This is a genomic window from Gluconobacter sp. P5H9_a (assembly GCF_018812085.1).
Taxonomy (GTDB): domain Bacteria; phylum Pseudomonadota; class Alphaproteobacteria; order Acetobacterales; family Acetobacteraceae; genus Gluconobacter.
This window is the reverse complement of sequence record NZ_JACRVW010000004.1, coordinates 201,283-221,679: the sequence shown is the minus strand read 5'-3', so window position 1 is coordinate 221,679 and position 20,397 is coordinate 201,283. Positions and strand designations below refer to the sequence as shown.

At 53.3% G+C, this 20,397-nt stretch carries 25 protein-coding genes and 1 tRNA gene; 13 read left to right on the top strand and 13 right to left on the bottom strand.

Annotated elements, in window-relative coordinates:
• Window positions 1–20 precede the first annotated feature (20 nt).
• The 5 genes from KP708_RS06470 to KP708_RS06450 form a co-directional block, all read right to left on the bottom strand.
• Window positions 21–2,045, bottom strand: coding sequence for a chemotaxis protein CheA (locus KP708_RS06470; protein ID WP_215749162.1), 2,025 nt, complete (start codon window positions 2,043–2,045; stop codon window positions 21–23).
• The gene (locus tag KP708_RS06465) at window positions 2,042–2,401 is read right to left on the bottom strand and encodes a response regulator (RefSeq protein WP_215749164.1); all 360 of its coding nucleotides are present in this window, start codon (window positions 2,399–2,401) and stop codon (window positions 2,042–2,044) included. Before KP708_RS06465 ends, KP708_RS06470 begins: the two co-directional genes overlap by 4 nt.
• Window positions 2,398–2,667, bottom strand: a complete 270-nt coding sequence (locus KP708_RS06460; RefSeq protein WP_215749166.1) for an STAS domain-containing protein — start codon at window positions 2,665–2,667, stop codon at window positions 2,398–2,400. The genes KP708_RS06465 and KP708_RS06460 overlap by 4 nt, the downstream gene beginning before the upstream one ends.
• Window positions 2,667–4,010: a methyl-accepting chemotaxis protein gene (locus KP708_RS06455; protein ID WP_371823797.1), complete on the bottom strand. Its 1,344-nt coding sequence runs from the start codon at window positions 4,008–4,010 to the stop codon at window positions 2,667–2,669. The genes KP708_RS06460 and KP708_RS06455 overlap by 1 nt, the downstream gene beginning before the upstream one ends.
• A 256-nt stretch (window positions 4,011–4,266) precedes the next feature.
• Window positions 4,267–5,223, bottom strand: coding sequence for a retroviral-like aspartic protease family protein (locus KP708_RS06450; protein WP_215749168.1), 957 nt, complete (start codon window positions 5,221–5,223; stop codon window positions 4,267–4,269).
• 207 nt (window positions 5,224–5,430) lie between these two features.
• Here KP708_RS06450 and KP708_RS06445 point away from each other — a divergent pair.
• Together KP708_RS06445 and KP708_RS06440 are read left to right on the top strand one after the other, a co-directional pair.
• Window positions 5,431–5,507: transfer RNA gene (locus KP708_RS06445), tRNA-Asp, on the top strand.
• Between the two features lie 190 nt (window positions 5,508–5,697).
• The gene (locus KP708_RS06440) at window positions 5,698–5,940 is read left to right on the top strand and encodes a hypothetical protein (RefSeq protein ID WP_215749170.1); all 243 of its coding nucleotides are present in this window, start codon (window positions 5,698–5,700) and stop codon (window positions 5,938–5,940) included.
• Between the two features lie 11 nt (window positions 5,941–5,951).
• On the opposite strand, the gene KP708_RS06435 is transcribed toward KP708_RS06440, so the two are convergent.
• Window positions 5,952–6,716: an ABC transporter ATP-binding protein gene (locus tag KP708_RS06435; RefSeq protein WP_215749171.1), complete on the bottom strand. Its 765-nt coding sequence runs from the start codon at window positions 6,714–6,716 to the stop codon at window positions 5,952–5,954.
• A gap of 4 nt (window positions 6,717–6,720) precedes the next feature.
• Entirely contained in the window at window positions 6,721–7,560 is an 840-nt protein-coding gene (locus KP708_RS06430) for an ABC transporter permease (protein WP_215749173.1), read from the bottom strand.
• A 122-nt stretch (window positions 7,561–7,682) separates the two neighbouring features.
• Between KP708_RS06430 and queE the strand changes: the two genes are divergently transcribed.
• From queE to KP708_RS06415, 3 genes are read left to right on the top strand one after another with little or no spacing between them, the layout of a single operon-like run.
• Entirely contained in the window at window positions 7,683–8,324 is a 642-nt protein-coding gene (queE, locus tag KP708_RS06425) for a 7-carboxy-7-deazaguanine synthase (protein WP_215749175.1), read from the top strand.
• Window positions 8,321–9,022 carry a 7-cyano-7-deazaguanine synthase QueC gene (gene queC, locus KP708_RS06420; protein WP_064273714.1) on the top strand — a complete coding sequence of 234 codons (702 nt, stop codon included), beginning with the start codon at window positions 8,321–8,323 and terminating at the stop codon, window positions 9,020–9,022. Before queE ends, queC begins: the two co-directional genes overlap by 4 nt.
• Window positions 9,019–9,552: a 6-carboxytetrahydropterin synthase gene (locus KP708_RS06415; protein ID WP_215749177.1), complete on the top strand. Its 534-nt coding sequence runs from the start codon at window positions 9,019–9,021 to the stop codon at window positions 9,550–9,552. The genes queC and KP708_RS06415 overlap by 4 nt, the downstream gene beginning before the upstream one ends.
• Before the next feature lie 6 nt (window positions 9,553–9,558).
• Here the strand turns inward: KP708_RS06415 and folE are convergent, their stop codons facing one another.
• The 4 genes from folE to KP708_RS06395 all read right to left on the bottom strand — a co-directional run bounded on the left by folE (window position 9,559) and on the right by KP708_RS06395 (window position 12,947).
• Window positions 9,559–10,197, bottom strand: a complete 639-nt coding sequence (folE, locus tag KP708_RS06410; RefSeq protein ID WP_046900061.1) for a GTP cyclohydrolase I FolE — start codon at window positions 10,195–10,197, stop codon at window positions 9,559–9,561.
• Window positions 10,198–10,205: 8 nt separating this feature from the next.
• Entirely contained in the window at window positions 10,206–11,093 is an 888-nt protein-coding gene (folK, locus tag KP708_RS06405) for a 2-amino-4-hydroxy-6-hydroxymethyldihydropteridine diphosphokinase (RefSeq protein WP_215749179.1), read from the bottom strand.
• The gene (gene folP / locus KP708_RS06400; RefSeq protein ID WP_215749181.1) at window positions 11,090–11,854 is read right to left on the bottom strand and encodes a dihydropteroate synthase; all 765 of its coding nucleotides are present in this window, start codon (window positions 11,852–11,854) and stop codon (window positions 11,090–11,092) included. The genes folK and folP overlap by 4 nt, the downstream gene beginning before the upstream one ends.
• A gap of 328 nt (window positions 11,855–12,182) precedes the next feature.
• The gene (locus tag KP708_RS06395) at window positions 12,183–12,947 is read right to left on the bottom strand and encodes a DsbA family protein (protein ID WP_371822667.1); all 765 of its coding nucleotides are present in this window, start codon (window positions 12,945–12,947) and stop codon (window positions 12,183–12,185) included.
• A gap of 200 nt (window positions 12,948–13,147) precedes the next feature.
• Between KP708_RS06395 and KP708_RS06390 the strand changes: the two genes are divergently transcribed.
• Window positions 13,148–14,542, top strand: coding sequence for a gamma-glutamyltransferase (locus tag KP708_RS06390; RefSeq protein ID WP_215749183.1), 1,395 nt, complete (start codon window positions 13,148–13,150; stop codon window positions 14,540–14,542).
• Here the strand turns inward: KP708_RS06390 and fliP are convergent, their stop codons facing one another.
• Together fliP and KP708_RS06380 are read right to left on the bottom strand one after the other, a co-directional pair.
• Window positions 14,543–15,280, bottom strand: a complete 738-nt coding sequence (fliP, locus tag KP708_RS06385; RefSeq protein WP_215749184.1) for a flagellar type III secretion system pore protein FliP — start codon at window positions 15,278–15,280, stop codon at window positions 14,543–14,545.
• Entirely contained in the window at window positions 15,277–15,570 is a 294-nt protein-coding gene (locus tag KP708_RS06380; protein WP_215749186.1) for a flagellar biosynthetic protein FliO, read from the bottom strand. The genes fliP and KP708_RS06380 overlap by 4 nt, the downstream gene beginning before the upstream one ends.
• 206 nt (window positions 15,571–15,776) lie before the next feature.
• On the opposite strand from KP708_RS06380, the gene flgB reads away from it, so the two are divergent.
• The 7 genes from flgB (at window position 15,777) to recA (ending at window position 20,329) form a co-directional block, all read left to right on the top strand.
• Window positions 15,777–16,169 (top strand): flagellar basal body rod protein FlgB, encoded by a 393-nt coding sequence (flgB, locus tag KP708_RS06375; RefSeq protein ID WP_046900068.1) that lies wholly within the window; start codon window positions 15,777–15,779, stop codon window positions 16,167–16,169.
• A 13-nt stretch (window positions 16,170–16,182) separates the two neighbouring features.
• On the top strand, window positions 16,183–16,590 hold the full coding sequence (gene flgC / locus KP708_RS06370) for a flagellar basal body rod protein FlgC (RefSeq protein ID WP_046900069.1): 408 nt from the start codon (window positions 16,183–16,185) through the stop codon (window positions 16,588–16,590).
• A gap of 3 nt (window positions 16,591–16,593) precedes the next feature.
• Window positions 16,594–16,914, top strand: coding sequence for a flagellar hook-basal body complex protein FliE (locus tag KP708_RS06365; RefSeq protein ID WP_215749188.1), 321 nt, complete (start codon window positions 16,594–16,596; stop codon window positions 16,912–16,914).
• A 3-nt stretch (window positions 16,915–16,917) separates the two neighbouring features.
• Window positions 16,918–17,190 (top strand): flagellar biosynthetic protein FliQ, encoded by a 273-nt coding sequence (locus KP708_RS06360; RefSeq protein WP_086633790.1) that lies wholly within the window; start codon window positions 16,918–16,920, stop codon window positions 17,188–17,190.
• The gene (locus KP708_RS06355) at window positions 17,187–18,014 is read left to right on the top strand and encodes a flagellar biosynthetic protein FliR (protein WP_215749189.1); all 828 of its coding nucleotides are present in this window, start codon (window positions 17,187–17,189) and stop codon (window positions 18,012–18,014) included. The genes KP708_RS06360 and KP708_RS06355 overlap by 4 nt, the downstream gene beginning before the upstream one ends.
• Before the next feature lie 3 nt (window positions 18,015–18,017).
• Window positions 18,018–19,094, top strand: a complete 1,077-nt coding sequence (locus tag KP708_RS06350) for an EscU/YscU/HrcU family type III secretion system export apparatus switch protein (RefSeq protein ID WP_215749190.1) — start codon at window positions 18,018–18,020, stop codon at window positions 19,092–19,094.
• 197 nt (window positions 19,095–19,291) lie between these two features.
• A complete protein-coding gene (gene recA, locus KP708_RS06345; protein WP_046900074.1) occupies window positions 19,292–20,329 on the top strand; it encodes a recombinase RecA in 1,038 nt (345 codons plus the stop codon).
• The last annotated feature ends 68 nt before the right edge of the window (window positions 20,330–20,397 follow it).

The window sequence follows — 20,397 nt, the reverse complement described above, 5'->3', positions numbered from 1 at the left end:
AATAATATTTCTTAATTCAATTAACAATTCGTGAGAGAATCTACGTCGACAATTAACGCCACACTCCCATCCCCCAAAATACTAGATAATGAAAATCCTGATATTTTCTTGTAATTTTTTTCTATAGATTTAATCACAAATCTAGATTGGTCTATTATTTCATCAGCCATTATAGCTACTTTTGATTTTTTTTCATTTTCAACTACAATACATATTGTTTCTTTTTTTGTTTTATCTAAAATTTCATTTTCTTCACTGACGTCTATCGGGATTATTTCATCACGATATGAATATCCCCATTTTTTTTCTGAAATTTTAAAAGTTCTTTTCCTATTAAATACAAAAGCTTCCACAACATTCGGGACAGGTATAATAAATTTTTGATTATTTATTTTAAAAATCAATCCTTCCAAAACAGAAAGAGTTAAAGGAAGAGAAATAGAGAATTTAGTCCCTTCTCTTTCTTTAGAAGAAATTATAATTTTCCCGCCGATATCTGATATTGAATTTTTTACAACATCCATCCCTACACCACGGCCAGATAAGTCCGAAACAATTTCGACTGTAGAAAACCCTGGTGAAAAAATTAAATTTTGAATCTCTTCTTTTTCCATAGGAATTCCAGGAAAAATAACTTTATTTTCGATGGCCTTATTATAAATTTTCTTACAATTCAACCCTGAACCATCATCTTCCACTTCAATAATAACGCGGCCAGAATGATGAAAAGCTCTCAAATAGAGATTTCCTTCATATGTTTTACCTTCCATACTTCTGACATTTGCATTTTCTAGGCCGTGGTCTATTGCATTGCGAACCATATGCATCAATGGATCAAAAAGCTTTTCAAGTATTGATCTATCAATTTCTGTTTCTTCACCTTCTATATGCAATAGGACCTGCTTTCCAGAAAGACGGGCTGTCTCTCTCACAATTCTTCCCATGCGCTGAAAAACAGTCCTGATAGGATGTGCGCGCATTGCCATTACATTTTCTTGCAATTCGTGGGTGAGTTGATTTAACTCCGCGATTACTGCATCGAGCGAAGAACCTGGCTGGATACCGTATGATTGCATCTGGGTGCGAATAGCTCCTTGATTAATAACCAATTCACTTACTAAATCTACGAGTTTATCTACTCTGCGCGTATCAACACGAACTGTAGGGTTTTCTTTATATTCAGCTTTCGAAGTCGGGGAAATTACAGGCGATACAACTGAACTACCCTCGAGATTTTCGTCTCCCACAAACGGATTAGCCACTTTTTCTTGGGTATTTTCCTTATGAAAAAAATCGACAAATCCTACTTTAAGATCTTCTCCTGACCATTCAAATATTTCTTCAATATTTTTCCTGCCCTCAGAAGTCTTTAAGGTAATATTCCACTGTAAATATGTCACATCCGGCTCGAATGCGTCCAAAAGTGGAATTTTATGGGGCTCTACTTCAACAGAAAGAAAACCCTTTTTTTGTAAAAATTCGAAGAGATTTCTTACATCGTCGCCATGAGAATACAACGAAAATAAAGGCTGCACCTCAATATAAAAGGTGTTCTCCACTGGAACATCGATATCTATCTTAACAGGCTGAAAATGAATTCCATCTATGTCTTCCAGGATGGTCGGGTTCAGTTCTGGCTGTGCACATAACGCAGAATTATCTTCCAAGCACAGGCTAAGGTCCCTCCAGACATCATCCTGGTTTTGTAATGGTGTCCCTAAGCGATAAAAAGCGACAATATCAGCTAAAGAATCCGTTGCTTTCAAAAATATTGCAATTTTATCCTGATCGATGCTGCATTGCCCTGAACGGATTTTCTCAAGGACTGTTTCAAACAGGTGAGCAGCGCGCACCAGATTTTCCATGCCAAAAGCACCTGCTCCCCCTTTGATGGAATGAACAGCCCGAAAAATCGTATTAATTTTTTCAGAAGACGAGTTAAACGTCTCAAGTTCATTTTCTAGTGCAGATAAATGCTCTCCGCACTCTTCGAAAAAAACCTGACGAATGCTTTCCAATTCATCCATAGAGCCATTCTCACTCATGGTGACACACGCTCAATAGTCTCAAGCAGACGGTCCGCAGTGAATGGCTTTACTATCCATCCTGTCGCGCCAGCTGCACGACCTTCCTTCCGAGCTTCTGGACTTCCTTCGGTCGTTAAAAAAAGTATTGGTAAATATTGTGTTTTCTTTTCAAGACGCAGCTTTCTGACAAGCTCCAGTCCATTCATCCGTGGCATATTCAGGTCTGTAATAATAATATTCGGATCAAACTCTACTAATTGTGCCAGAGCATCCACACCATCTTCTGCCAGACAAACGATATGCCCTGCCGACTGCAGTACATTCCGCAAAAGATCCCGGATTGTTCTGGAATCATCAACGATCATAATATTCATGGCGTATCGCCTTCTTCTAGCAAGAAGGTTCCACCCATCGTTTCCAATGCTTGCGTGAATTCGGCTGATGGGTTTTGGATTAGAAAACGAGACTGCCGGGCATGAGCTGTCTTCTGAGCTGAAAGTAGAACTTCAAAACATCGTCCTCCCAGGCGTTTAACGCTTCCAGCATTCAACGTAATGTCTGTCGATTGCTCTCTAAGCTCCTGCAAAAGCGTTACCGCAAATACAGTCCCCATATCTTCTGGGAGACAAAGCGCCGCCATTACCGAAATTCCTCCCAGCCTTCATCAGATGTTTGAAAATCATCCGTCGAGAATAGTGGTGACGATGGCACCAAATTATAGTCGGTCTGATGGCGTCCGGTTCCGATCAAGTCACGCTCCCCAACATGAAAATGATGAACAATCTGCACCAGCTCCTTGGCTTCTTCACTAAGGTTATGACTTGCCGCGGTCGCTTGCTCGACCATCGCAGCATTCTGCTGAGTATTCTGGTCCATCTGATTTACGGCCAGACTTATCTCAGAGAGGTCATTTGCCTGGCTTTGCGCTGCAGTCGCAATTTCGCCAATCAGGACACTGATTTCGCCGACATTCTCAACGATCGTCTTCATTGCGGCACCAGTTTCCTGAACGAGTGCTGTCCCTTTGCCGACTTGCTGAGTGCTGGATGTAATCAGATTTTTGATATCTTTCGCCGCATTGGCTGATCTCTGTGCAAGAGCCCGGACCTCAGTGGCGACAACAGCAAATCCCTTCCCTGCTTCTCCCGCCCGTGCCGCCTCGACACCTGCATTTAACGCCAAGAGATTTGTCTGAAACGTAATGTCGTCAATCAGTCCTAAAATTTGACCAATTTGCTTGGACGATTGTTGAATATCCAGCATCGCAGCCGTTGCAGCAGCCATGATTTCACGAGAGCTCTCAGCTCGCTCCCGCGTCTGGGTAACTACAATACTTGCGTGCATCGCCGCATCTGCGGTTTTCTTGACTGTCTCGGTCACACTTCCAACGGAGTGTGTTGTCTCTTCAAGACGACTGACTTGCTGTTCCGTTCTACGGGCGAGGTCATCGGCGGCAGAAGCAATCTCGGCAGATCCAGAAGAAATCGTTCCTACACTATCGTTTAGAGACACCAGGATCTTCTGAAGGTCCGCAAGTGTCTCATTGAAATCTCGCCGCAACCGTTCGTATTTTTCCGGGAATGCCTCTTCCAGTTTCTGGTCAAGACGCCCTGCTTTGAGATTTTTCAAGGCACTCCCGAGCACCTCGATCATTTCATCGCGCGAGCGGGCTTCAGTCATCGCCTCGCTTTGTGACCGACTGGCTTCTTCCTGAGCATGACGGGCGGAAGTCTGTGCTTCAGCAACCTGCCTCTGACTTCTCTCCAGATCAGTTTGAAGACGTTGAAGACGCTCGCGCACGCCATCAAGAGCTGGAACCGTTATAGAGGGAGGAATGCCCTGATCTGCGAGTTGATGCGCAGCCTGTGCAAGCTGTTGAACTGGACGAAAGACTGCAAAGAAAATCAGGATACCAGAGAGGCTTATGCCAAGGAAAATTAAGGCGTCAGGCGCAAGGAACTCGAAGAGCCTGTTGCCCGTCACGCTTCCTGCCATTCCTCGCACACGCCAATATGCCGCACAACAAAGAAGCAGCATGGGGAACAGCAGGCCTATCCACAGCAGCGCTAGAGTTATGCCGCTACTTTTAGTGCTTACGGGCTCGCGCGAGAAAGACATTCCAGATCACCCAGTCAAAACAGAACCTGCCCCCACCGTGCACAGCACAAAGGACATGAAGGACTGTCTTACCCGTGACTGATTGATACTCCGTTAACAGCACTTCGCGGATATTTCAGAGTTACGGCTGTCGAGCCGCACTCTGATCAGCCTCTCCAGCAGGGATGTCTTTATCGTGCTGAGCGTAAAGATAATCATCCCGAGAAATCCAGAGCCGATAGTGTTTCAGGAAATCACTCCCAAGAAGAGCCTCACTGCCCGGAAGGCTTTCAACGACATCCAGCCTGATATTCTTGAATGCGATATCTCCTACCTCCAACGTAGAGAAGAGATGTCGATAAATTTTTATCGGTTCGCGGGTAACACCATAGCCAGGAAAGACAGGATCGTTACTCAGCATCGCTCGAGTGACCCCTGCCCTCCGTGCAACGCTCATTGTCACAAGGCTGGAAGAGGCCCCGGTATCCAGAACAGCATCGGCTGATTTGCCATTGATCTTGATCTGCAGCCTTGTTTTCAACCCATCATTAGCTGAATGGGTGACAGGAATTTTGTGGATTGTGCCTTCCCATCCTGGCGTTGCAACCGCGCAGTCTTCGGTGCGAACCAACTGGACAACATGATCAGGCATGTCGACGATTGTGTCGTAATTGGCAAGAAACTCCTGCCCGAAAAGACCCACCACCGGAAGGCCGTCAGCTTTCTCCCCGAATTTTCCACCTGCAATGGTGACAATATTTCTGGCGCTGGAAGGCCCCATTTCCAAGCTTTTGATCATAACAGCCTGAACAAGCTCGCTTCCCCCCACACCCGTCATAGTGCCCACTGGGCCCATAACTTCCAGTCCAAGGGGCGAAATGTAGGAGCTTCCAATAACCGACGTAGCAGCCCCTGTGTCGATGATGAGTGCGGCTGGGTGACCGTTGATACCAGCCCTGACAATCGGAGATCCCGAGCTATTAATGATTGGCATGACGCCGCTGATATACAGCTTACATTGATGCGGCCCCGTCGGCGCACAAGCCGACAGAGCCACAGCAAGCAGCCCAACGGCTCCCAGTCGCTTCAACACCCACATTCCGGCACACATCCACCAAACGTTTCAAACAGTTACACTGTTCGCACCTCACGTTTTTCCTGCAAGTCATTTTTTTTGCTCGAAAAAAGCATTTTTTTTAAAAACGCTCTTGCCACCCCCAGAGCACACTGCTAAATCACCGCCACCGACCGAGAGGAAGCCAACACGGCCCCGAACGGACGGTCCAAAAATCGCCTAAAGCGATTTGCGGGTGTAGCTCAGTTGGTTAGAGCGCCGGCCTGTCACGCCGGAGGTCGCGGGTTCGAGCCCCGTCACTCGCGCCACTCTTCAAAGAGTGGTGCTGATTAACTCCCCCTAAAAATTCTATCTTTATCAAGCATAGAGCTTTTCCGTTTTTCTCGTATATGGAAAGAAGTGTTACGCTTGGCTACAAAGAGCCATCGGTTTCGTAAGAAATCCCTAACCGGCGAGGCAGACACTCTAAGCATCCCTCATCTTTGCAGGATGCAATTTATGTCTTCCATCTCCTCTCTTGACGCAGTTTCCAATCTATCGACGCTCTATGGCACAGCCGCGAATCAGAGCTCGAACACGACGCCCTCCTCTTCGGCCGAAGAGACAACCACGACGACAAACGCCGATGGCTCTGTCACCACCACGATTACGGATTCTTCGGGCAATATCATTTCTGAAACAACGACGAACAGCCCGTCTGACGCTACAGACAACCACAGGGACCTGGATATTACGGCCTGATCCCAAGGCAATCAGGCCGTCAGATAAACTTCCAGCACCTCATCTGGAGGACCATCCATCCGGATCTTCCCATTTTCCAGCCAGATAACCCGTGTGCACCATTTCCGCATGATGTCTGGCTGATGGGTCGAAATCACAAGAATGTCTGCATGCTGGACCATGCCTTCCAGCCGTTCTCTTGCCTTGTTCATAAAGGCACCATCGCCAGCCAAAAACCATTCATCCATCAGAAGAATTTGTGGCGTCATGGCCGTTGCCAAACCAAAAGCCAGGCGAACCGTCATTCCTGAACTGTAGGCTTTGACAGGCATATCCATATAGCTGCCCAGATCTGCAAATGCCTCAACATCCCGATCCAACTGAGCCGTCTGCTGCGTGGAAAGACCGCCGTGCAGGCCGAACAGGCGGATATTCTCACGCCCAGTCAATTCTGTGTTCATGCCAAGGCTACTATCCAGCAGCGTCCCAATCGAGCCTTCCAGCCGGACACGCCCCTGTACAGGTTCGTAGATGCCTGCAAGCGCACGGAGAAGCGTGGTTTTGCCCGCGCCATTGCGTCCAATCAGACCCAGCCGCTCGCCGGGGGCAAGACTAAAGCTGATATCCTGCAAAACACTGACAATGGTCCGCTCCCGGCCATCCTGCACCAGATGTGCCGCCGGAGAGCCGGGACGAAAACTGGAAAGCTTGTCCCCGACATGCCGCTTCAACGAGCGGCTTTGCCCATGATACAGGGGAAAATCGATCCGAAGCTGATCAACGACAATACTTGGCATTCTATCAGATCCAGTACGGAATACGGGCGCGCATACGACAGAACAGCGCAGCGGCGCCCCCCCAAAGAAGAATGCCCTGCCCGATTGCAGCATACCAGAGGACGGGCCGAACTTCGTATCCCATCAATGGGCCACGCATGATTTCCAAAATGGGGTAGAACGGATCCAAAAGAAGGTACTGACGTCCCACATAGATCAGATCCGGTTTCCAGATCACGGGTGTGACGAAAAAGAATATCTGCAGAAGTGACGCCATGATGGGTGCGATATCTCGAAAACGCGCTCCAAGCATCCCGATCAGCAGAATGATCGAAAAGCTGTCCAGCAGCCAGAGCGGCACACTCAGCAGCAGGCTCCAGCTGTGCTTCGGCCAAACGTGATAGATGCCGAACACAACGACAATGACAACAACGTTGTGGAGCAACATCAGCACGTTACGGACAATCAGTCGAATGACCGGCAGCGTGGCGGGAATCCGTCTGGCATGAAACAGCGATGTACTCTGCGTAAAGGCCGTCGCAGCATCGTTTATGACGCCGCTGATATATCCCCACAATACAATTGAAAGCGACAGGAACGGCAGGTAATGCGGCAGATCCATATGGAAAAGATAGCCGTATACCACCCCCATGGCTGCCGTCATGATGGCGGTCGAAAGTGTCAGCCAGAATGGCCCCAGCACTGACCCGCGATATCGGAGCTTGATGTCCAGCCAGCCAAGAGCAACAGCCAATGGCAGCAGCCGAAAGCCGGCCTTCAGGTCATCCAATGCGGCCCGGATACGGCCGAATCCCTTCTGCGGAGCCAGATCGAGTATGGGAGTACGGGAGTTGCTGTCTTCCATGGGCTTCTCCCTACCATGAAAGACGTTTCTGCCCACCCCTGCGGGCCGTCGAAACATCTGTCCGCAGATAAAAGAATGTTTTCCCTTGCATCTGGCCGCGTCCTCGCCGAAATGCTGCGGTCATGTCTTATGCTGTGAAGGAAATGTTCGTCACCCTCCAGGGAGAGGGTGCGCAGACGGGTCGCGCCTCGGTATTCTGCCGGTTTGCCGGGTGTAACCTATGGTCAGGCCGAGAGCAGGACCGTGAAACGGCAGCATGCCGCTTCTGCGACACGGATTTTATTGGAACCGACGGTGAAGGAGGCGGCCGCTTTCAGGACGTTGCCACTCTGGCGGATACGATCGAACAATGCTGGCAAAGCGTCGCTGATGCTTCGCGCCGCCGTTATGTTGTGTTCACGGGAGGGGAGCCACTTCTCCAACTGGATGCGGAACTGATTACTGCCGTGAAGGCCCGCGGGTTTGAGATTGCCGTTGAAACCAACGGAACAATCGCCGCACCGGACGGGATCGACTGGATCTGTGTCAGCCCCAAACCGGGTGGCGCCCTGGTCCAGAAAAATGGCTCAGAACTGAAGCTTGTATATCCACAAATCGAGCTTCAACCCGAACTGTTCGACACGCTGTCCTTCCAGCACTTCTGGTTGCAGCCAATGGACGGACCTAACCGCCTGGAGAACACGCAGGCTGCTGTTGCGTATTGTCTGGCACATCCGCGGTGGCGCCTTTCCCTGCAAACTCACAAGATGATCGGAATTCCATGAGCAACGCCGCCCTCGTCCTGTTTTCTGGCGGCCAGGATTCAGCAACCTGCCTCGCCTGGGCTCTCTCCCGTTTCGATCGTGTTGAGACGGTAGGTTACGCTTACGGACAACGACATCTTGTCGAGCTTGAGTGCCGTGACACACTGCGCGCGCAGATGGCAGCCCATTCTGCAGAATGGAAAGCAAGGCTGGGTGAAGATCATACCATTGATCTGGCGTCCCTTGGTGCCCTGTCCGAGACCGCTCTGACCCGAGAAGCTGAAATTGGCTTCAACGAAAGTGGTCTGCCCAATACCTTTGTGCCGGGTCGCAACCTGATCTTCCTGACATTCGCAGCCGCATTGGCTTATCGTCGCAACGTCAAGCATATCGTTACGGGCGTCTGTGAAACCGATTATTCGGGCTACCCGGACTGCCGCGACGATACGATCAAAGCATTGCAGGTTGCCCTGAACCTGGGCATGGACCAGCGCTTCGTGCTGCACACGCCCCTGATGTGGATCGACAAAGCTCAAACCTGGGATCTGACGGAAGAACTCGGCGGAAAAGCGCTCGTAGATCTTATCAATCAGGAGAGCCACTCCTGCTATATGGGAGATCGCACACATCAGCACGCCTGGGGTTATGGCTGTGGCACATGCCCGGCCTGCCAGCTCCGTGCTGAAGGCTGGCGCCGTTATTGCGAGAGCAAAGCATGACCGCAGAACTCGTCTTTACGCGCCGTTTCTGCATGGGCCACAGGCTTATTACTGGCACCAGTGAGAAGTGTGCGGTTCCCCATGGGCATAATGAATATGTGAAGGTGACACTCCGGCCCGTTGACGAAAAACGGCTGGATGGTCACCAGAACATGATCCTGCCATTCGCAGAGGCCAAAACCCGCTGGCATGACTTCGTGGACAACAGTCTCGACCATGCTTTGCAGCTATCGGAGCAAGACCCGCTGCTGGCATGGTTTCGGGATCACGAGCCTGAACGCGCACGCAGGATCGTCGTCACGCCAGGCGACCCCACAACCGAAGTCATGACCGCGCTTCTGCTTGCCAAGCTGACAGCTATTCTGGCCGATCAGGGCGGAAAGCTTCGTGTTCATGAAATTGAGCTTGAAGAAACCCCGACCAACACGGTCAAGCTCAGCGGCGATCCCTCATTCTATCTTCCGCAAGTCGAGCGCGCTGCCCAAGCCTGCTGGTGGAACCGGGCAGACATGAGCATATCGGATCTTTAAAGCCTTTCAGCTTCGCAGAAGAGACAGGATCTCCATACGGGCTGCATGGTCATGCTTCCAGGTTCCACGGGCAATCATTGTAACCGTAGTGGAACCAGGCGAGCGTACACCGCGCATGCTCATGCACATATGCTCGGCTTCAATCACAACGAGCACAGCTTCCGGCGCCAGTACATCTTCCATGGCCTGCGCGACCTGATCGGTCAGGCGCTCCTGCAACTGGGGACGTCGAGCAAAACCTTCCACAACGCGCGCCAGCTTACTAAGGCCCGTCAAACGCCCCCCTGCCGGCAGATAGGCCACATGCGCCTTACCGTGCACCGGAAGAAGGTGATGCTCACACATGGAATGGAAATGGATATCTTTGACGATAACAGCACCATGATGCTGGTCTGCTGAGAACTGCGTCTTCAGATGATCGCGCGGGTCTTCATACAGACCTTCGAACACTTCCAGATACATCTTTGCCACGCGCTGAGGCGTGTCATGTAAGCCCTCTCGTTCCGGATTTTCCCCGATCGCTTCCAGAATTGTACGAACTGCGCCCGCAATCCGCTCTTGCGCATCGGCAGGCCGAGACAAGCCTTCGAGCGGGCGCAGATCTTCATTGCTGGCTTTTGCAGCCGTGGCGTTCCGGTCAGTCATGTCGGGTTTCAGGCTCCTTCGTTCCCCGAAGCGGCACGATCCGGGTCACGCCGGGTCACATCTCCGCTGGTTCGAGGCAGGACTGCTAGCGCGTCCGCCACCCGACGTCCACCAATCACACGCTCTGCCGCTATTTCCGCCAGAGGTTCGAGAACAAACGCCCGCTCAAACAGATGGCGATGCGGCAGCGTCAAAACACGGTCAGAAATACTGCATTCATCATAATGAAGAAGATCAATATCGATGGCCCGCGCGCCCCAGCGGACACCCGGCTGCCGACCCAACTCCCGCTCAATCCGCTTACAAATCGTCAGCACCGCATGAGGACGCAGCGTTGTCTGACCCGTTACACACAGATTGACGAATCCCGGCTGATCGATCCCACCCCACGGTGCACTATCGTACAGGGAGGAGACGTTCAGAAGCTGCAAGCCGCTCTCCAGAGACAGGCAATCTGTTGCGACTGCCAGAATTGCCTCACGGTCTCCCAGATTGGCGCCCAGCGAGAACGCAACCTCATGAACCCGCTGGCGCTCAACTGTCGTCGCGGTTTCCGATACCGGATAGGGCACGGGTGCAGACGGCTTACGTACGGTCACAAGAACCTGCTCAACACGACCCAGACGCTTCAAGACCTCATCAGAAATCCGTCCCGCGAGGGCCTCTATCAAGCCCATGGGCTTTCCGGTCACGATGTCAGAAGCGATATCGCACAAAGTGCCGTAGCAGACGGCCTGAAGGTAGTCGTCTGTTTCGATAGCCCCTGAGAGATCTGCACGAATCTCGATATCAATGATGAAGCGTTGCCCGATCCGGTTCTCTTCCGGCAACACGCCATGATAGCCGAACAAACAAAGATCCCGAACGAAGACGGCAGTCAGCGGGGCGGTAATCATTTACAGTCCTTCAGGATCTGGCGCATTGCCAGCGCATCTGCATGCTCCCGAACGTCATGAACACGCAGAATATCAGCACCAGCATCTGCACCGAAAAGATTGGCAGCCAGGGTTCCCGCCAGCCGTTCGTCTACAGGACGGCCCAGAAGATATCCAAACATAGACTTCCGGGAGAGCCCCAGAAGGACCGGCAGACCATACTCCTGTTTCAGAATACCAAGGGAGGCCACGGCCTGGACGTTCTGATCCTGTGTTTTTCCAAAACCAATTCCCGGGTCCAGAATCAGGAAGTCTTTATTTACCCCGGCCTTCTCAGCCAGATTGAGTGAATGATCAAAAAACCGGCGCCAGTCCGCCAGTAGGTCCAGTTGATCATCGCAATCGTGCCGGTTGTGCATGAGAACCGCTGAGGCTCCCCTGTCTGCCACCACGAACGCCATATCTGGATCGGCTTGAAAGCCCCAGACGTCATTAATGACCCGCGCCCCGGCCTGAAGGGCTTTCCGAGCGACCACAGCTTTCGTTGTATCGACCGAGATTGGAACACCCTCAGGCGCAAGACGGTTAATAATCGGCTCAAGCCGTGCCCACTCCTCATCCGCCGGTACTGAGCGAAAACCGGGTCGCGTTGACTCCGCCCCGATATCCAGAATGTCGGCGCCATCAGTGAGCATGGCCCGAGCGTGTGCCAGCGCTGTTTCCGGGGCCTGAAAATGACCGCCATCAGAGAACGAATCCGGCGTAACATTCAAGATGCCCATCAATAAAGGCTGTCCTCCTGAAGGAGAGCCAGAAAGACGTGACGAGCTATTTTCAGACGGGAACAAAGAGAACAGTTTCGTTATACCTTGGGGCAAGAAAAGCTGGGAAAGCCCAGCTTCTTCAACTGTAAGAGACCTGCATCGTAGTCCGCCAGCATGTGAACGGACAGTGGCGAAGTTTCCGCCTTGCTACACGGAAGACGATCTTCACGAGAACGCCTCCATGTTCATATGGCACTCAATTACGGCACTAATTGGGATCCGAAATTTACGCTTTCCACATTTCCTGCGACGGCTCTTTCGGCTCCGAAGAGCTTCTCTTAAGGATTCAGGATTTTCTAGCCTGCTTCAGGAAGGCTTCCATCTGCTCTTCATTGAGAGCGCCCGGAGCGACGGCAGCCGAACCGAAAATAAACGTCGGCGTCCCGTCAAGATTGATCGCACGCCCCTGATCCAGATTGGCCGTAATCAGAGCGACAGTTGCCGGCGAGCTCATGTCTGCTTTCAGGCGATCGGCATCCAGACCGTTTGCCTTCGCAAGCTCCGTAATCCGTTCCATGGTCGGCTTGGTGGTATCTGCCATCAGGGCCTGTCGCATCACGTCATATTTCCCCTGCGCGCTGGCAGCGAAAATAGCCCGGCTATCCAGCACGCTGCCGCTTCCCAGAACGGGAATAACCTTTTCAACCAGACGGACATCTGGATGACGGGCCAGAAAACGATCAACTTCCGGCATCATGGCCCGGCAATATGAGCAGCGCGGATCAAAGAATTCCACCACGGTAATTTTTCCGCGCGGATTACCGCGAACAGCATAGTCAGGAGCCGTCTGCAGATCATGCAGATGCGTTTTTACAGCCTCAAGAGCCGAATCCTGCTTCTGCTGTTCCGCTTTCTCTCGCAGGGAGCGGATGGCATCCGTCAGAATGGAAGGATCTTCTTTCAGAGCCTGGCGAAGGATCTGAACCACTTCGGCACGCTGTGCAGGCGTAAAGTTTTCTGAGGGGCTTCCCGAAGCGGCCATCGCAGCATTCCCGTAGGAAGAAAGCGCAGCAAAAACGGCGAAAACCGTTGCGGACAGGCGATGTTTCACAGAAGGCTCCGGATTGCAGAAGACGCGGCACCGTAACTGTCCGCGGCCATTAATGAAAGACTGTCACAAAGAGAAGCGCCCAAGACCTCTCCCACAACAGAGGGATTACCGTTATGACTGAGCAAACTGAATGTGGGGTCTCTCTACACAGAGAGCATCTCACCTGCCGGACCCGAGACCAGATAGTGGAGAAACGCCAGGTGGCGCACCGTCGAAACCAGATTTCCCTCCGCGGCTCCCGTAAGGCAAGCCGCGTGTCGTTCCACCTTCTGGCTTCGGTAGCCTCAGGGCTTCTGCTGACTGCCTGCTCAAGCATTCCTGGCTTCACGTCCCTCGTGGGCACAGCTCCTGCCCCGGCTCTTACAGGCAGCATCGGCACAGTCGTCGCTGACGAGCCACAGGCAGCGCTGGTCGGGCATGACGTTCTGGCACGCAAAGGTAATGCTGCCGACGCGGCAGTGGCCACAGCCATTGCACTTGGCGTGACCCTTCCTTCCCGCGCATCGCTGGGTGGAGGCGGCGCATGCCTCATATCCCAGCCCGGCGCGCCCGCACAGAGCATCAGTTTCCTGCCCGCCGCTGGCAGCAGTGTGGGCGGCAATCGCCCGGCATCTACTCCCGCTACGCTTCGCGGCCTGTTCCTGATCCATCACCATTATGGCTCGGTTGAATTCAACGACCTGATCGCCCCCTCGATGAACCTTGCCAGCAATGGCATTACCGTCAGTCGCGCTCTTGCCTCCGATCTGGCAGTTGTGCGGACGGCCCTTCTGGCTGACGAGAATGCCCGCGCTATTTTCGGACGTGGCGAAGCAGGAACCTTGGCGTCTGGTGATAATCTGATCCAGCCTCGCCTGGCTGGCTTCCTGGAGCGTATCCGTTCGGCCGGCATTGGTGATTTGTATAATGGTGCCCTTGCAGACGTTTACAGTACGGCTGCTCAAAAAGCTGGTGGGGGTCTCAACACCAGTGACCTGCGGAAAACGCTCCCGGTCGAGACGGTCGCTCTCACCACACAGTCCAACGGCATCAGCGCTTCGTTCCTTGCACCACCCGCTGATGGTGGCCTTGGCGCAGCCATTCGCTATACAACCGGTTCATCAGCCCAGGGTGCTGTCAGCGCCTGGCGCGCTTCGGGCGCAACGGATGTCGCTGCCGCACAGGCGGCTCTGGATAACGGCAAGACGGGCAGCGGCACGCTTCCTGCACTTCCAGCCTCCACATCCTTTGTCGTCACGGACCGTAATGGCATGGCCGTTGCTTGCAGCCTGAGCGAGAACAATCTGTTTGGAACAGGCCGTATCGCTGGCAGCACTGGCATCGTGCTTGGTGCATCTCCCGCCGCGACACCTCGCCCCCTCCTCGCAGCGGCAATTCTGAGAGACCGTCGCGGATTGAAGGCTGCGATTGCGGCATCTGGCCAGAATGACGCTGCGGATGCTGTGGGCGATGCGGCACGGGCTGCAACTCAGGGGGCAGAAATTGCCCATTCCGGCGCAGGTCGCGTCAACGCAGTAACGTGCACTGACGGCAATAACTGCCACGGAAACACTGATCCACGCGGCGCAGGCCTTGCCGCTGGAACGACGAACTGATCACCCGGTAAAACTTCTTACCAAGCTCCCCGCCACCAGCGACCAGCCATCAACGATCACGAAAAAGATTAACTTGAATGGTAGAGACACTGTGCTGGGGGGGAGCATCATCATGCCAAGGCTCATCAAAACACTCGACACAACGAGATCAATGACGAGGAATGGCAGATACAGCAGAAACCCCATTTCAAAACCGCGCCGCAATTCTCCAATCATGAATGCAGGCACCAGAACACGCCATGGTGTGTCCTCAATCTTTTGAGGTGGTTTTTCATGGGCAATATTCAAAAAGGTTGAAATGTCTGCTGGCCGCGCCGTCGCCGCCATGAAATCGTGAAAAGGCTGCGCAGACCGGCTTAACCCTTCCATCTCACCAACCTGCCCCGCCATCATGGGAGCAACGCCTGTATCCCAGGATTTCTGAAGCGTAGGCTGCATCACAAATAACGTCAGAAAAAGCGCCAACCCGATCAGAACGGTGTTCGGCGGCGTGCCCTGCGCGCCGAGTGCGCTTCTGAGCAACGACAACACAATCACGATCCGCGTAAAGGCTGTCACCATCACCAGAAGACTGGGGGCAAGCGACAAAACGGTGATGAGAGCACTAAGCTGCACCAGCCTGCTGGTCGTTCCAGCCCCGCCGGACTGCCCCAGATCAATACTGACGGCCTGAGCATATGCCAAATGCGGGCACAACAGACAGAGCAGGAGCGCAAACAGGAGAAGGCAGGACTTCACGAAGCCTCCTCCAGTGCTGCAGCAAAACCGGTTCTGTCACCACGCCATTCCAGCAGCACATCCTGACTGCCACCAGTCAGTACCAGAACCTCACGGCTACCGTACCGTATGACTGAAAGTCGCCGGGTCCGATCCAAGGCCATCTGTCCCACAAGAGACAGCCCCGCACCGGACTTTCCATGCCCTCCCCGGCGCGAACTGGCGAGCTTCAGCAAAGGCTTCAGACAGACAAGAAGCACAATTATGAACATCAACGCCGAACAGGCAGTTAAACCGTCATGGAGGGTCATGGCACCGTATTTCCTTCACTTTGGAAAAGAGTGCCGGACAAAGATTAATAGACGCCTAATAGCGGCTGGAATTCTGCTCATCACGCCCCCGATTATCATCGGAGGCCGGAGAATCATGGATGCTATCAACCATTCATTAAGCACTTTCCGCCATGATCAACTCTATCGGGCCGAAACAGGGTTCTGCATGGAGGGAAACTGCAGCAATGCGCAACACGGACACCACAGCGACCAGTGGCACAAACCTGTTTGCCCTTGGTCAGGACCGTCTGAACTGGCTTCAGGCGCGTCAGCAGGTTCTTGCAGGTAACATCGCCAATGCAGATACCCCTGATTACACACCCAAGGATGTCTCCCCTTTTGAAGCAGCATTAAGCCAGTTCGAGATCACGCCCACGGCGACGCAGCCTCAACATATCGGCTCATCAGCCTCCGTCACGCATGTGCAAGACGTTGAAACCGAGCAGTCTCTGGATGGCAACCAGGTTTCCCTCGATCAGCAGATGGAACAGGTGGCAGACGTGAGCGACCAGCAGCATCTCGCAGTCAATATCTACGGAAAATACATGAGCATGTTTCAGACAGTTCTCGGCAAATAAGGGGAGCTGACCCATGAACCTCTCCAACACCATCGGCATTTCTGCCAGCGGGATGGATGCTCAGGCCCAGCGCCTGCGGATTGTGGCCGAAAACCTTGCCAACCAAGACACGACAGGCTCCACACCCGGCGCGGATCCCTACCGACGAAAAACCATCACCTTCGCAGAACACGTGGACAACGACACTGATCGTTCCACCGTCGATGTGCAGGAAATCGGCCGGGACATGTCTGACTTCCAGACGAAGTATGACCCGTCTCATCCAGCGGCCAATGCACAGGGCTATGTGAAAATTTCCAACGTGGATTCAATGGTGGAGATGATGGACATGCGCGAAGCCGAACGCTCGTACGAAGCCAACCTCAACACCATGCAAAGCACCCGTACCATGCTGTCCCGCACACTGGACCTGTTGAAATAACTCATGATCACGTCCCTTTCCCAAGCGCATAGCGCATACGCCCAAAGCCTTCAGAGCCGCTTTCAGACAGGAGTGACGGACGACGTTCCTGATGGCACGGCTACCTCGGGCGATTTCGGCTCAGTCATGTCGCAGGCGGTCAGCAGCGTCATCAACACTGGCCATGATGCAGAAGCACAGTCTGCTGCCGGACTGCATGGCGGCGGGGACATGACTCAGATCGTCACAGCCGTATCCAACGCCCAGCTTGCGCTTCAGACGTCCACGGTCCTTCGAGACCGAATGGTGCAGGCGTATCAGGACGTTATGAAAATGACGATCTGACCAATGCAGGCAATCGATCTGGGCGCGATTCTGGAACAGACCTTCATTGTCGCCCTCAAACTGAGCGCTCCGGCTCTCCTCACTGCGCTGGCCGTTGGCCTGTTGGTGTCACTCTTTCAAGCCGTCACGCAGCTGAATGAGAGCACATTGTCCTTTGTCCCCAAAGTAATCGCCATCGGTGTTGTCATGGTGATGGCAGGCTCCTTCATGACGGCAACCCTGCTGACGTTCACCCGACATCTGTTTGATCAGCTCATTCTCGTCGGAACAACGTGACATCATTTCCTTTTCCAACGGATCTGTCAGGACAAGCTCTGACAGAATGGGCCTTAGCGTTTGTGCTGGTTGTTTGCCGAACGGGTGCAACGGTCATGGTGATGCCAGGACTGGGGGAACAGTCACTCCCCATGATGATCAGAGCAGGAATTGCCCTGACGCTTACCTTTCTGATCCTTCCCTTGGTTCTCCCTTTGCTGAACACTTCGCAGCTCGACACGCTCGGCCCGATAGCGCTCGCAGGAATGATATCTGTGGAGCTCTTCGCTGGCCTGCTGATCGGATGGATTGCACGCCTGATTACGATGGCGCTCCCTATTGCTGGTCAGATGATCGCCATGTTCATTGGTATTTCCAGCGTGCTCCAGCCAGACCCCGACCTTGGCTCCAGTAGCTCAGCGCCCGCACGCTTCATGAATCTGCTCGCCCCTCTGATCCTGTTGATCACCGGTGCCTACCTTCTGCCAATTCACGCAGTGATTGGCAGCTACAGCCTCATTCCGCCGGGAGGGGCGCTCATGAAACATGCGGCAGTTCCCCACTGGCCCATTCTGGGAGATGCGGCGCGCAGTATTATTCAGATGACGGGTAAGGCATTTTCCCTTGGGCTAGAGCTTAGCGCTCCATTTCTGATCCTGTCGCTCGTCTGGGAAATGATGCTCGGGATCATGACGAGGCTGCTCCCAAATCTGCAAATTTATAATGCCGCCAACCCTTTACAAATGTTGGGAGGCATTGCGCTCCTGGGGTTAACACTCCAGGCCATGCTGACAGTCTGGCAAGGGCAGGCTTTTGATGTGCTCCGCACACTGCCGGGGCTTTAACGCGTGGCAGACGCGGAAGACAGAACAGAAGCCCCTTCGCAACAAAGGCTCCAGAAAGCCCGAGACGACGGACAAATCGTTCTTTCTCGGGAAGCCATGAGCTTTACTGTCCTGCTCGGCGGCCTCCTGGGTATTTTCGCGCTTCTTCCGTTTTTGGTGCCCAACTTTGTGCACAGCATGAAAAGTCTCATGGACAATGCCGGAACCATTTCGATGGTACAGGGCGGCCTTCTTTCCACAACACAACACACCATCACCGCAGGGCTTGCACTCGCCCTTCCCGTAGCAGGGCTCATCACGGCACTCACGCTCGGTGTGGGCTTTCTGCAAACCGGCTTTCTGATTCATCCCGGATCATTGCTACCCAAAATGTCCCGCGTCTCTCCTATGGGAGGTCTAAAGAGGATTTTGGGCGGTGGCACCTTGCCGGATACATGCAAAGCCCTCGTCAAACTGCTTATTTTCGTAACCGTACTCTGGCACCTGGCGAAAGGCATTATCCCTGACGCCCGCAGTATGACAGGCCTCAACACAAGCGCCATTTTGACGACTGTTATTCGTCTGGGGCTCAGTGGCGCCACAGGCATGATTTTAGCTCAACTTGTGATTGCTGGAGGCGACATCTTCTGGATGCGCTTTCGGCACACAGCCAAACTCAAAATGAGCCGGGAAGAGCTCAAGGAAGAATACCGAAATACTGAAGGCGATCCGCACGTTAAAGGAAAACTGAAAGCCATGCGCGCCAAGGTGGCCAGGCAGCGCATGATGGACGCCGTAAAAACCGCCACGGTCATTGTGACCAATCCAACGCACTATGCCGTCGCACTTGTTTATGAAAAGGGCGCATCAAGTGCCCCTAAGATCGTTGCCAAAGGTGTTGACGACGTAGCTGCGCGCATTCGAGAGCTAGCACAGGACCATCGCGTACCCGTCGTAGCGAATCCTCCTTTGGCCCGCGCTCTTTATCCCTTGCCTCTCGAGAGTGAAATTCCGGCAGAGCATTTCAAGGTCGTGGCCGCAGTTATTGCCTATGTGTGGAAACTCAGAAGGCCAGCCGGCAACCATTCTCCAATCAGATAAAAAGAATCTTCTTTTTTCTAATGCTACCCCCTTGGCGAAGCCTCTTGTTCTCATGATATGGTGACCAGAACATTTGTGAACACGACACATCAGAACACGATGAAATTCTCTCTGGTGAGAGGTGCCCTCCTATGCGGAGGGCGTGGCAAGGTCTATCGTGTTCCTACCCACCAGCCATGAACGATTACGAGGATTGAATGGACAAGACCAAGGCGCTTGAAGGCGCTCTCAGCCAGATCGAGCGTGCGTTCGGCAAAGGGTCGATCATGCGGATGGGCCAGCGCCCGAAAGAGCAGGCTGACGTCATTTCAACCGGTTCCCTGGGGCTTGATATCGCTCTCGGAATTGGCGGCATGCCCCGCGGCCGCGTTGTCGAGATTTATGGGCCGGAAAGCTCGGGCAAAACCACGCTGGCACTGCATGTTCTGGCTGAAGCACAGAAAAAGGGCGGTACGGTCGCCTTTATCGATGCGGAACATGCGCTGGACCCTGGATATGCCAAGAAGCTCGGCGTTAACGTCGATGACCTTCTGCTGAGCCAGCCGGATGCCGGTGAGCAGGCGCTGGAAATCGTCGATACGCTGGTTCGTTCCGGCGCCATTGATGTTCTGGTTGTGGACTCAGTGGCCGCGCTGGTCCCCCGGGCAGAACTCGAAGGCGATATGGGCGACAGCCACGTCGGCCTTCATGCCCGCCTTATGAGCCAGGCCCTGCGTAAGCTGACCGGAACCGTCTCACGATCGAACACACTGGTCATCTTCCTGAACCAGATCCGCATGAAAATCGGTGTAATGTTCGGCAACCCGGAGACCACAACCGGCGGTAACGCGCTGAAATTCTACGCTTCCGTTCGTCTTGATATCCGGCGCATCGGCTCCATCAAGGACAAGGATGAAGTCGTTGGAAACCAAACGCGCGTCAAAGTGGTCAAGAACAAGATGGCCCCGCCGTTCCGTCAGGTTGAGTTCGACATCATGTACGGTGAAGGTATCAGCAAGGTCGGCGAACTTCTTGATCTGGGCGTGAAAGCGAACATCGTCGAGAAATCTGGCGCATGGTTCTCTTTCGATAGCCAGCGCATTGGTCAGGGACGTGAAAACGCCAAGCAGTTCCTGCGAGACCATCCTGAAATGGCGCAGGAAATCGAGCGTCGCGTACGTTCTGAAGCCGGTGTCGTGGCAGAAGCCATGATGACAGGCCCAGAGAGTGATGACGACGCATCAACTGAAGACTGACTTCAGCAAAAAGAGGCTCCGACAAGGGGCCTCTTTTTTTGACTTTTCGTCGAGGCGCAGAAGCCCGC